The sequence below is a fragment of the Azonexus sp. IMCC34839 genome (genome assembly GCF_047047955.1).
In the GTDB taxonomy this organism is placed as follows: Bacteria; Pseudomonadota; Gammaproteobacteria; order Burkholderiales; family Rhodocyclaceae; genus Azonexus.
Map to the genome: position 1 here is coordinate 1,042,009 of NZ_CP150631.1, position 12,856 is coordinate 1,054,864.

8 protein-coding genes are annotated in these 12,856 nt (G+C 63.3%); 5 read left to right on the top strand and 3 right to left on the bottom strand.

Going from position 1 to position 12,856, the window contains the following annotated elements; translation table 11 throughout:
- Window positions 1-120: 120 nt before the first annotated feature.
- The gene (locus tag WIF35_RS05225; RefSeq protein WP_412480511.1) at window positions 121-1,812 is read left to right on the top strand and encodes a rhomboid family intramembrane serine protease; all 1,692 of its coding nucleotides are present in this window, start codon (window positions 121-123) and stop codon (window positions 1,810-1,812) included.
- Between the two features lie 9 nt (window positions 1,813-1,821).
- Here the strand turns inward: WIF35_RS05225 and WIF35_RS05230 are convergent, their stop codons facing one another.
- Complete coding sequence (locus WIF35_RS05230; RefSeq protein WP_412480512.1) at window positions 1,822-2,127, bottom strand: hypothetical protein; 306 nt, start codon at window positions 2,125-2,127, stop codon at window positions 1,822-1,824.
- Between the two features lie 239 nt (window positions 2,128-2,366).
- On the opposite strand from WIF35_RS05230, the gene WIF35_RS05235 reads away from it, so the two are divergent.
- From WIF35_RS05235 to WIF35_RS05250, 4 genes are all read left to right on the top strand, one after another.
- Entirely contained in the window at window positions 2,367-6,452 is a 4,086-nt protein-coding gene (locus tag WIF35_RS05235; RefSeq protein ID WP_412480513.1) for a PAS domain S-box protein, read from the top strand.
- Window positions 6,453-6,541: 89 nt separating this feature from the next.
- Window positions 6,542-8,890 (top strand): putative bifunctional diguanylate cyclase/phosphodiesterase, encoded by a 2,349-nt coding sequence (locus tag WIF35_RS05240; protein ID WP_412480514.1) that lies wholly within the window; start codon window positions 6,542-6,544, stop codon window positions 8,888-8,890.
- Window positions 8,887-9,756 carry a phosphate/phosphite/phosphonate ABC transporter substrate-binding protein gene (locus tag WIF35_RS05245; protein WP_412480515.1) on the top strand — a complete coding sequence of 290 codons (870 nt, stop codon included), beginning with the start codon at window positions 8,887-8,889 and terminating at the stop codon, window positions 9,754-9,756. The genes WIF35_RS05240 and WIF35_RS05245 overlap by 4 nt, the downstream gene beginning before the upstream one ends.
- 76 nt (window positions 9,757-9,832) lie before the next feature.
- Window positions 9,833-10,138, top strand: coding sequence for a hypothetical protein (locus WIF35_RS05250; RefSeq protein WP_412480516.1), 306 nt, complete (start codon window positions 9,833-9,835; stop codon window positions 10,136-10,138).
- 1 nt (window position 10,139) lies between these two features.
- Here the strand turns inward: WIF35_RS05250 and WIF35_RS05255 are convergent, their stop codons facing one another.
- Entirely contained in the window at window positions 10,140-10,961 is an 822-nt protein-coding gene (locus tag WIF35_RS05255) for a crotonase/enoyl-CoA hydratase family protein (RefSeq protein WP_412480517.1), read from the bottom strand.
- 78 nt (window positions 10,962-11,039) lie between these two features.
- Complete coding sequence (locus WIF35_RS05260) at window positions 11,040-12,839, bottom strand: acyl-CoA dehydrogenase (RefSeq protein ID WP_412480518.1); 1,800 nt, start codon at window positions 12,837-12,839, stop codon at window positions 11,040-11,042.
- Window positions 12,840-12,856 lie beyond the last annotated feature (17 nt).

Here is a 12,856-nt window from a genome sequence, read left to right on the forward strand (position 1 = left end):
CCGGCGACAAGGAGGGGGCTTCCCCTCCTTTTTTATTGCCGCTCGGGCAGCGACGGCAATGACCCGGCACCCGCATTCCGATATCATACCGACCTTCGCTACACGCCACGTCGCATACCCATGGATCCCCTGCTCGCCACGCTTCCCGCCAAGGAAACCGAACATTTCTGCGCCTCGCGCCGAAGCAAGACGGGCAAGGTCAGGCGCTGGCTGTGGGTGGGTGGCATCTTCGCCTTTCTGATCACCCTGCTGACCAGCCGGGGCCGTCCCGGCGTCGCATTGATGAGCGCCATCTTCTGCCTCGTCGTGTTCGGTGGCCTCGACCTGATGCTGCGCCGCCGCATGCGCCTGGGCGAACCCTTGATCACACTCGATCAACACGGCATCTGGTCATCGCTCTTTCCGGGCGACAACAAGCAATACGAGTGGGCGGCCATCGAGTCGGTCAGTCTGAGCGTGGTCAATAACGTCCGCCTGTTGCAGCTCAACCTGCATCCCACGCCAGACTTGCCCAACCGCAGCAGCTTCTGGACCGGGCGCAACGCCGCCCGCCCGGCACTGCAACTCGACCTGTTCGATGAAGCGACGCAGCAAGGCATTTTTTCCGCCATCGACCGACGCTTGCAGGCACAAGGCAGCCGCACCAGTGGCCAGCGTTTTCTCGACGAGGTCGCCGAGGAAAAAGCCTTCCAGGAACAGCTGAAATCCTTTGCCACCCCCTGGCTGACCTGGCTGCTGGTCGGGCTGAACGTCGTCATCTGGCTATGGACGGTGCAGCATGGTGGCAGCGCTATGGGCTCGCCGGCGGAGAAGCTTCTGGTCTGGGGCGGCAACGCCGCATCCGAGGTACAGAAAGGCGACTGGTGGCGCCTGCTCAGTGCAACCTTCCTGCACAGCGGCCTGATGCATGTGCTTATGAACATGATCGGCCTGGTGGCCGCCGGCGTCACCGTCGAGCGCATCTACGGCCACCGCCAGTTCGCCCTGATCTACTTCGGCTCCGGCCTGATGGGCAGCGCCCTGAGCCTGCATTTCGCCGCCCAGCAGGCGGTATCGGTCGGCGCTTCAGGGGCCGTCTTCGGTGTCACCGGCGCCTTGCTGGTCGGCATTCTGCAGCACCGCGACAAGCTGCCGCCCTCTTTCGGCAAGCAGACCGTCAGCAGCCTGGGCATCTTCATCGTCTATGCCCTGCTCCAGGGCTTCACCAAGCCGGGCATCGACAATGCGGCGCACATAGGCGGGCTGATCGGCGGTTGCGCCCTGGCCTATCTGCTGCCGGAGCGCTTCGACATGGAGCACTTCCTGCGCACGCGCAAGTCGCGCGCCCTGGCCGGGCTGGCGGCGGTCCTGCTGGCCACTTCCGGGCTGGCGGCGATGGCGCCGCACGCGCGCATCGACCAGAAACTGCGCTTCACCGCCAACACGGCTTTTGCCGAGGCAATGACCTCGTTCAAGGCAGCCTTCGCCGCGCTGCAGAAGGAACAGGATGACATCAAGGCCGGCCGGATGAGCGAGCGTGAGGCGGACGATCGCAGCCGCAGCGTGCATGCGCCGGTTTTCCGCAAATTGCAGGCCCAGTTCGAGGCCATCGAGCTACCCAACGGCGACCCGCGTCAGCCGCTGCTCGACGACACCCGCCGCCTGATCGCGCTGATGCTGGAATCGCTGGCCATGGAATCGGTTTACGCCGAAGGCAGCGACAAACCAGAGCCGGCCGACCCGGTGCGCATGCAGGCGATCCAGCGCGAACTGGAGCAAGTCGGCCAGCGCCTTCAGCGCATGGCCGAGGCCAACAAGGCAGCAAGGAAATAGACGCTAAGGCTACTTGAGCGCAGCGATGAAGCGCTGGCGAGCTGCCTCCAGCTCGGCCGCAGCGCTCTCGCCGACGAGGCCCGCACAGGTGGCGTGGTAGGCATCGAAGGCCTTGAGCACGGCCTGGCGGGTCAAGATGGCGCGACCGCCTGCCGGCGTCTCCGGCGTCGGCAGATCGAGCGGCTTCAACACCGCATAGCGCGGAATGATGCGCTGTCCGCCCTGCTCGGCGGTGGCCGTCAGCGGACCGGTTTTGACATAGACCTGCCCCTCATATTCGAAACGGGCGCCAATCGCCAGGTGCTGCAACTTCATGCGTATTGCCTCGGATGAACGAGGCCGCAGTGTAGCAAGCCGTACATCAGCCCAGCCAGCCCGGCAAGACAGTCAATTCGCCAGACCTTTTTCGCCAGACCTTCGGCAAAGTGGCCACTGCTGCGGTGCACGGGCTTATTTGGCCAATTTTAATAAGCGTCAAAAATATCAACTTTTACATTAATTAGATTTAATGATAAAATTATCAAATCAACCCTATCGCGTATGTACAACGGTTCATGGATCGCAAGGCACCCGCATTTTTCGAAACCGTCGTCGGCAAATTGCCAGACGCGGTTTTCGTCACCGATGAAGCACACCGCATCGTCTATGCCAATGCCGCCGTTGCCCGTCATTTCGGTATCGATCCCGCCACCTGCATCGGGCAGCAGATCATCGGGGAATGGCGAGCGGATTTCCAGCACAGCTTCCGCCCCTACTATCTGAGCGCCGCCGAACAGCCCGACACCAGCCATTTCGCCTGCGCTCTCGGCAATGCCACCGGGCAACGCGCCTGGTTCGGCGGCTCGCTCGTGCCCTATCGCGAAGCCGGCCGATTTACCGGCATGCTCTGTACCTTTCAGGATCGCTCGGCGCTCCGTCAGGCCGAAGACAACCTGCGCGAAAGCGAAGCCCGTTACCGCAGCCTGTACGAAAGTGTACCGGTCGGCGTCCTGATGCAACTGGCCGATGGCCGATTGGCCGCCACCAACGAAGCGGCCAGTCGCATCCTGCGGCTGAGCCCGGACGAACTGCTGCAACGCAGCGGCAACGACGACAGCTGGCCGACGATCCACGAAGACGGCCGCCTGTTCGAACCGGAGGAATACCCCGTCAGCCGCAGCCTGGCCACCGGCGAGCCCTGCAACGATGTGGTGATGGGCCTGTGCTATCCGGAGGGAACAGTGTGGATCAGCATCAACACCCGGCCGCTGTTCTACGAAAGCTACGACAAACCCTACGCAGTATTGGCCAGCTTCACCGATATCAGCGAGTTGAAACATGAAAAGGATGCGCTGGCCAGCGAACGCAGGCGCCTGCAAAACGTCATCGAAGCCACCGGGGCCGGTGTCTGGGAATGGAACATCCGAACCGGCGAAACCATCTTCAACGAACGTTGGGCAGAAATGCTGGGTTACAGCCTGGCGGAACTGCAGCCGACCAGCCTGGAAACCTGGGCTGGTCTGATCCATCCGGACGACCTGAAGCATGCGCAAACCCTGATTGCCCAGCATCTGGCCGGCAACACGCCGCGTTACGAATGCGAGCTACGCATGCGGCACAAGGACGGCCATTGGGTCTGGATTCTCGACCGCGGACGCATCGTCGCGTGGACCGCCGATGGCCAACCCTTGTGGATGAGTGGCACCCACACCGATATCTCTCACGAAAAGCAATCCGAACAGGAACTGCGCGAAAACGAGAACCGCCTGCGCTACGAATCCCAGCGCTACCAGCTGTTGCTGCGCAGCGCCGGCGATGCCATCCACATCCTCGATGAGCATGGCATCCTGATCGAAGCCAGCGATTCGTTCTGCCAGGAGTTGGGTTACGAGCGTTCGGAACTCATCGGCAAACATGTCATGGCCTGGAACCCGGTCATGTCCGAGGTTCAGATTGCCGAGAAATTGGCCCAGCTTCCCAACGGCCGACATCGCCAGGTCTTTGAGAGCAAATACCGCCGGAAAGACGGTGTTGTCTTTGACGTCGAAATTGCTACCCATCACTTCGAACTGGACGGCCAACCGGTACTTTTCGCCTCTGCCCGCAACATCACAGCCCGCAAGGCCGCGGAAGCCCAAGCCGAGAAGGAAAGGCTTTTCCGCACGACCATCGTTGAAGCCATTCCAGGCATTTTCTTCGTCCTCGACAGCCAGGGCAGAATTCAGCATTGGAACAAGAAGCTTGAAGAATATTCCGGCTGCTCGGCGCAGGAGTTGCTGAATAAGAAGGCGCTGGATTTGTTCGATCCCAGCGAGCAAACGCTCATTGCCAACCGAATCCGGGACGCTTTGAACGCCGGCAAGTCAGGTACGGAAGCAGAATTGCTGAACCGGAACGGCGGACGTACGCCCTTCTACTTCACCAGTGCCCGCGTCGACCTTGATGGTCAACTGCTCCTGACCGGGATCGGTATCGATATCACTGAACGACGGCGAATCGATGCCCAATTGAAGGAAAATGCCTTCCTCCTGAAGGAAAGCCAGTCCATCGGCCAACTGGGTGGATGGCGTGCAGACCTGAGCAACAACACGCTGATGTGGACGGATGGCATCTATTCCATCCTCGAAGTCGATCCCGACGCCCCCCCAGATATTGAGGCGGGCCTGAAATTCTATTTACCGGAATATCGATCCGAGGTGATTCGCAACTTGCAGCACACCCAGGCCACAGGCGAACCGTTCACCGTTCAGGTCCAGGTAAAAGCAGCCGCCAGCGGCAAGATCAAGTGGACAGAACTGCGTGGGTTTCCGCATTTCGCCGCCGACGGACATATCGATTACCTGATGGGAACCTTGCAGGACATCACCGCCCGCAAGGAAGTCGAACTGGAACTGGAGCAGCATCGACGCAACCTCGAAGAACTGGTCGCCCTGCGAACCGGCAAGCTCGAAGCGGCCAACCGCCGGCTGCAACAGACCGATCACCGCCTGAACACCCTGTTCGCCATCAGCCAGCAGGCGAACCAGCTCGACGAGCAGTCGCTGTTGCGCCTCGGCATCGACGAGGCTGTCCACTTGAGCAACAGCAGCATCGGTTACGTCCATTTCATCAACGACGATCAGGAAACGATCGAAAAGATGACCTGGTCGACCGGCACGCTGATGCAATGTGGCGCCGCACAGCAGTCGCACTTCCCGATCAGCCGGGCCGGCTTGTGGGCGGACAGCGTGCGCCAGAAGAGACCGGTCATCCACAACGATTTCCAGGCAGAATCGCAGCGCCAGGGCTACCCGGTGGGGCACGCCCATCTGCTACGCCATATCGGCATCCCCATCCTGGAAAACGGCAAGGTGCGCATGCTGATTGGCGTCGGTAACAAGGCGAGCGATTACGACGACAACGATGTGCACGAGTTGCAGCTGATCGGCAACGACCTGTGGCGCATCTTCACGCGCCGCCGCGCCGAAATCGAACTGGCCGCAGCCAAGGAGGCCGCCGAAGCTGCCAACCGCGCCAAGAGCGCCTTCCTGGCCAACATGAGCCATGAGATCCGCACGCCGCTCGGCGCCATCAGCGGCCTCGCCCACCTGTTGCGTCGCACCGGCGTCAGCGACAAGCAGGGCGAACAGCTCGACAAGATCGACGCCGCCAGCCGCCACCTGCTGGAAATCATCAATTCCATCCTCGATCTTTCCAAAATCGAGGCCGGCAAATTCGAACTCGGCGACGACGCCGTTTCCATCGGCGGCATCTTCCACAACGTCGCCTCCATCCTGCATACGCATTTGCTCAACAAGAAGCTGAGCCTGCGTACCGAGCTCGCCGATTTCCCAGCCACGCTGCGCGGCGATGCCACCCGCCTGCAGCAGGCCTTGTTCAACTATGCCGGCAACGCCATGAAATTCACGGAGCACGGCAGCATCACGCTGCGCGCCAAGGCAGAGGGAGAGGACGAACACAGCCTGCTCGTGCGTTTCGAGGTCGAAGACACCGGTATCGGCATCAAGCCTGAAGTCCTCGAACGGCTGTTCTCGGATTTCGAACAAGCCGACAACTCGACCACCCGCCGCTACGGCGGCACCGGACTGGGGCTGGCTATCACGCGCAAGATTGCCGGCCTGATGGGCGGCGAAGCCGGGGTCAGCAGCAACTACGGCCAGGGCAGTACCTTCTGGTTTACGGCTCGGCTGCGCAAACAGGAAGGCAGCCAGGCCACCGAGCACGACAACGAGGAAGCCCAGGCCGAGAACGTCATTGCCCGGGATTACGCCGGCAGCCGCATACTGCTCGTCGAGGACGAACCGATCAACCAGGAAATTGCCCGCGCCCTGCTCGAAGCGATCGATCTGCGGGTCGATGTGGCCGACGACGGCCAGGCCGCCCTCGACATTCTGGAAAGCGAAGCCTACGACCTGATCCTGATGGACATGCAGATGCCGCGCATGGATGGCCTCGAAGCCGCCCGCCTCATCCGCGAGAACCCGGCTCTCGACGACACGCCCATCCTGGCCATGACTGCCAATGCCTTCGCCGAGGACAAGACGCGCTGCCTGGCAGCCGGGATGGACGACTTCATCGCCAAGCCGATCGACCCCGATTTGCTCTTCGGCGCCTTGCTTCGTTGGCTGAGCAGCCGCCACCGTCGCCCCATCGCCAGCTGAAAGGCCATTCACCAACAAGGGCTTTTCCGTAACAAAAGGGCAACATGCGGGAAATATGATCGGCTGTCGTCTTCTCGCTTCCGATCGCGGTGCCCACCCGCCCCCAACTCCCGCTCCAGGCCTGGCCAGGCCAACTTCATCGCTCGCTGCGACGCCACCTGCCCTACGGCATCGTCGCCTTGATGCTGGGCATGCTCGCCCTCGCCTGGTGGTACGGCCTGCAACGCCTCGATGCCGAACGCCAGCTGATCCTGCGCAACGCCCAGGCGCAGCAGCAGAACCTGGCCGCCATCGTCGCCGAAAACCTCGCCCAGATCATCGACCGCGGCCGCCTGATGGCCCTCGCTTCGGCCGAACTGCAAGACCGCAAGGGACTGGAGCTCAATTCGGCCATGTCGCTGGTCCGCACGGCCGACAAGGTCTATCTGCGCATCGCCCTGTACGACCGCCAGCTGCGCCCGCTCTTTGCCTCGACGCCGGGCCGGCTCAATGCGGAAAGTAGCGCCGCGCTGCGCACCCTGAGCGACAAACCGACGGACGCCGAGGTATTCCTGCTCCCCGACGGCAAGCACGGCGAGCAGTCCTGGCAGATTCCGCTCTACTTCCCGCTGGCCGACGAGGCGGGACGCAGCAACGGCGGACTGCTCGCCATTCTCGACCTTGGCTACTTCCTCGGCCTCTACCAGCACATCGAAATCGGGCGCAGCGGCTTGATTCACATCGTCAGCCGCGATGGTGACGAGCTGATCGAAGCCCGCCGCGAAGGCTTGGCCCTGAAGACCCAGAGCCGGCCGCCATCTGCCCTGCCGACCGGGGCCGAGAGTGCCGGGTCGTTGTCCGGCCGTCTGTTCGACGACGGCCTGGTCTATCTGGCGAGCTACCAGCCGCTGAAACGTTACCCCTTCACGGTGGCGGTCAGCCGCTCACAGGACGACATCCTCGGCGAGCATCAGGCCAACCGCAGCCGATTTTTTGCCATTTTGGGCCTGTGCACCGCAGCAATCGCCTTTGCCGCCTGGTGGATCGCCTTCAGCCTGCGCCAACAGACCCAATTGCTCGCGGCACTGGAACAGGCCGATGGCGAAAACCGGCAGCTGATCGTCCGCCTCGAAGAAGAAAAACGCCGCGCTTTCGAACTGGCCGCGCACGACCCGCTGACCGGCCTGCCCAACCGGCGCATGTTCCACGAACTGGTCAGCAGCCATCTGAATCACGCCAAGCGTAGCCGCCGGCACTATGCGCTGATGTACCTCGACCTCGACCGCTTCAAGTCAATCAACGACAGCCTCGGCCACCACGTCGGCGATCTGCTGCTGCAGGCGGTCGCCGAACGCCTGCGCCAGACCTTGCGCGAGTCGGATGTCATCGCCCGCCTGGGCGGCGACGAGTTCGCCGTCCTCCTGACCCGACTGGACACGCCGAACGACTGCAGTGCCGTGGCCGAAAAGCTGATCCAGAGCATCGTCGAACCGCTGCTGCTCGAAGGCCACACCCTACACACCAGCCCCAGTATCGGCATTGCCCTCTACCCGCGGGACGGGGCCGACATCGCCACGCTGTGCCGCCACGCCGATGCAGCCATGTATGAATCGAAGCAGGCGGGCCGCAGTCGCTTCAGCTATTACGACCCGTCGCTGAACCAGGGCGGCGACCGCAGCCGCCGGCTCGAACATGCCCTGCCCGACGCCATCGCCAACGGCGAACTGACCCTGCACTTCCAGCCGCGTGTCCGCCTGGAGGACTACCGCATCGTCGGGCTGGAAGCCTTGATCCGCTGGACCCACCCCGAGTTCGGCCTGATTTATCCGGGCGATTTCCTGACGCTGGCCGAGCGTAACGAATACCTGCCCAGGCTCGAATACTGGGTGATCGCCAGCTGTTGCCGGCAGATCGCCGACTGGCGTGCCGACGGCCTGCCAGTACCTCGCGTCGCCATCAACCTGTCGGGCCACCTCTTGCGCACCGGCGACCTGCCCCGGCAGCTGAGCGCCGCGCTCAGCCAGTACGGCCTGCACGCCGGCGACATCGAGATCGAAATCGCCGAGCGCACGTTGCTCGACCTGCCGGCCGAAGCGGCCACCAGCGCGCTGGGCGCCCTGGCCGGCCAAGGCTTCAGGCTGACACTGGACAATGCCGGGCATGGCATCTCCAACCTCAACCATGTCCGCACCCTGCCGTTGCACGCCATCAAGATCGCCCCAGCCCTCGTCGGCAACATCCGCAACAGCACCGACGACGGCGCCATCGTCGCCTCGATCATCACGCTGGCCCACAACATGAAACTGCGCGTCATCGCCCAGCATGTCGAAATGCTCGACCAGTTGGTCCATCTCAAGACCGCCGGCTGCGACGAAGCCCAGGGCTACCTGCTGAGCCGCCCGGTCGCCGCCGAAGACGCAAGCCGCCTGTTGCTGGAAACCACCCTCGCCCCGCTATGAAGAAACGACTCGCCTGCCTGCTGGCCCTCGTCTGGACACTGCTGTCGACCGCCCATGCCACCTGCGACGACCCCAAGCCGCTCCGCCTGTCCGTCATCCCGAAAAAAAGCCAGGAAACAGTCGCCCGCGAATATCGTCCACTGCTGTCGGCGCTGGAGAAATCGCTCGGTCGGCGGGTCGAACTGGTGCATTCCAATTCCTACACCACCTCCATCGAGGGCCTGGTCGAGCGCAGTATCGATATTGCCGAGCTGGGCCCGGCCGCCTACGCCATCGCCAAGAAGCGCGACCCGGCCATTACCCCCTTCGCCACACTGAGTCAGGCGCCCGGTCATTTCTCCGATGCGCCCAACAGCTATCGCGCCCTGCTCATCACCCGTGCCGGACAAGGTCTGGACAAGCTGGAAAACCTGCGCGGCAAGACGCTCAACCTGATCGACCCGGCCAGTACCTCGGGTGCGCTGATTCCGCGCCAGGCCATTGCCACGCTGACCGGCAGCAGCCTGGAAGGCTATTTCCAGCGCATCAGCTATGCCGGCTCGCACGACCGGGCCATCCAGTCCGTCCAGCGCGGCATCGTCGATGCTGCCTTCGTCTCCAGCCGCCGCGTCGACGAAGCGATCCGCACCGGCACGCTGAACCCGGACGAACTGAAAATCGTCTGGCGCTCCGAACCGATCGCCTACGATCCCTTCGTCTATCGCAGCAACCTGTGCAACCCGCTGGTGGAACGCATCCGCCGCACCTTCTTCAACGACACGCCTGCCCTGCAGGCCATGTTCAAGGATTTGAAAGCGCACGGTTTCACGGCGGTTACCGACGACAACTACCGCGACGTACGCGCCCTCCACGACAGCATACAGTGATCTCTGCAGGCGGTTTCACACGCCTGCAATCTCGGCCATCGATCATCCATGGCCAACGATACCCTGGAGAGAGACCATGCGCGCCGAATCCTTCGAAATCGCCCACGCTCCCGAAGACATGCGTTCGCTACAGCAGTTGATCGGCCGCCTGGCAGCCAAGTGCGGAGTCAATCTGGAAGAGCGGCAAGCCGTGCGTCGCCTGCTCGATCTTTCCGGCCCGATTGCTTCACCCGCCATGGCCAGCGAACTGCGCTCGCTGCTGATCCTGCGCTATCGCCTGGAAGCGGCGTGCAGCGAGGACCTCGGCTGCGAGGGCATGAACGGTCTGTGGCAGCAGCTCGACGACGCACTGCGCCGACACCGCGAAAGCCGGTTGTCCTGACTCAATCGAGGAACTGCGGCGCCCGCTTCTCGCGGCTGGCCGTCATCGCTTCCTTCAGGTCGGCCGACAACAGCATCGCCGCATTCCACGTCGCCACGTAATTCAGCCCATCGGCCACGCTGTGGTCGCGGCTGTAATTGAGGATTTCCTTCGAGCCACGCACCGACAAGGGCGATTTGGCGGCGATCTGCGCGGCAATCTGCAAGACGCCGGTGCGCAGGCTTTCGGCCTCCGGCCACACGGCATTGACCAACCCGCAGGCCTTGGCTTCGTCGGCGCCGAGATTGCGCCCGGTATAGGCCAGCTCGCGCGCCAAGCCCTCCGCGATCAGCTTCGGCAGACGCTGCAGCACACCGACGTCGGCCACCATGCCGATATCGATTTCGCGCACGGCAAATTGCGCATCGCTACTGGCGTAGCGCATGTCGCAACAAACCGCGAGGTCCAGCCCGCCGCCCAGGCAGGCGCCCTGAATGGCGGCCAGCACCGGCTTGCGGCAACGCTCCACCGCCGTCAGGCAATCCTGCAGATCGAGGATCAAGCGGCGCAGCGCCTCGCGGCCGCGGGCTTCGTCGGCATGGGCGACACGCGCCATGACGCCGCCGAGCATGGCCAGATCGATCCCCGAACAGAAATGCTTGCCGGCACCGGACAAGACGATGGCACGGACGCCCGCTTCGCCATCGGCCCAATCGAAGGCCTGGCGGATTTCCTGCCACATGGCGTCGTTCAGGGAATTCGATTTGTCCGGACGATTGAGGCGCACTTCGAGCACTTGGTCGTGCATCAGCAGTTCGAGGGTGGTCAGGGTTGGCAGATTCATGGCAATTCCCGTTTCGGATGTAAAAATGCCGGCAGGTTCGCACCCGCCGGCAATCGCGCTTAAACGCTAGCGTTCAGCTCAGAACAGCTCTTCGCCGCTCAGGCCGGCAATCGCCGCGTCGCCAGCCTTGACCGTCTCGGCGTAGGCGATGGCCTGCGGCAGGATCTGGTCGGCGTAGAAGCGGGCGCTGGCCAGCTTGGCACGGTAGAAGGCCTGGTCGCCCTCGCCCTTGGCCAGGTAACCGGCAGCAGCCAGGGCCGCCTTGCCCATCATCCAGCCGCCGCAGACGGTCACAGCCAGGTGCAGGTAAGGCACGGCGGCGGTCAGCACACCAGACAGACCGGTCTTGGCGTTAGCGGCCAACCATTCGGTGGCATCGGTCCACATCTTGAGGCCGGCACCGAGGCGCTGGCCGATGGCCTGCAATTCGGGATTGCCGGAAGCGCCGAGGGCCTTGGCCGTGGCGTAGACCTCGCCGAAGACGACCTTGGCGGTGGCGCCCTGGTCGCGCATCAGCTTGCGGAACAGCAGGTCGTTGGCCTGGATGCCGGTGGTGCCTTCGTAGATGGTGGTGATGCGCGAATCGCGCCAGTGCTGGGCCGCACCGGTTTCCTCGATGAAGCCCATGCCGCCGTGGATCTGCACGCCGAGCGAGGTCACTTCGATACCCATTTCGGTACCGCCACCCTTGACGATGGGGATCATGAACTCGGCCAGGTAGAGCTTGGTTTTTGCCGTTTCCGGGTCGTGCACCGCAGCATGGGCGCGGTCGAGCAGACCGGAGGTGTAATAGGCCATGGCACGGCAGGCTTCGACGCGCGACTTCATCAACATCAGCATGCGGCGGATATCCGGGTGCTTGTCGATGGTCACCAGCGCCTCGCCGGTCAGCGCATCGCGGCCCTGCTTGCGGTCGCGGGCATAGCCGAGGGCCTGCTGGTAGGCACGTTCGCCAAGGGCGATGCCCTGGAGGCCAACGCCCAAGCGGGCTTCGTTCATCATGATGAACATGTATTCGAGGCCGCGATTGGCTTCGCCGAGCAGGTAACCGACGGCGCCGCCGTTGTCGCCATAGGCCATGACGCAGGTCGGGCTGGCGTGGATGCCGAGCTTGTGTTCGATGGAGACGCAGTAGGCGTCGTTACGGGCGCCGAGCGAACCATCGGCATTGACCAGGAACTTCGGCACCAGGAACATCGAGATGCCCTTCACGCCAGCCGGCGCATCCGGCAGGCGGGCCAGCACGAGATGCACGATGTTGTCGGTCATGTCGTGATCGCCGTAGGTGATGAAGATCTTCTGGCCGAAGACCTTGTAGGTGCCGTCGGCCTGCGGTTCGGCGCGCGAGCGGATGAGCGCCAGGTCGGAACCGGCGTGCGGCTCGGTCAGGTTCATCGTGCCGGTCCATTCGCCGGTGATCATCTTTTCCAGATAGACGGCCTTCAGCTCGTCGCTGGCGCAGGTCAGCAGCGCTTCGACAGCGCCGGTGGTGAGCAAGGGGCCGAGCGAGAAGGACAGGTTGGCCGAGCAGACCATTTCCTTGACGGCGATGCCCAGTGCGTCGGGCAAGCCCTGGCCGCCGAATTCGGCCGGCGAGGTGATGCCGTTCCAGCCGGCTTCGCAAAACTGGGCGTAGGCTTCCTTCCAGCCGGCCGGCGTGGTCACGCCGTTCGGGGTCAGCTTGCAGCCCTCCTTGTCGCCGACACGGTTCAGCGGGGCGAGCACTTCGCCGGTGAACTTGGCGGCCTCGTCGAGCACGGCGTCGACCAGGTCGGGCGTCGCTTCCTCGAAACCGGGCAGCTGGCTGATTTCATTGAGGCCGGCGATTTCGTCCAAAACGAAACGCATGTCCTTCACGGGGGCGCGATAGTCGCTCATCTTGTCTGTCTCCTTGG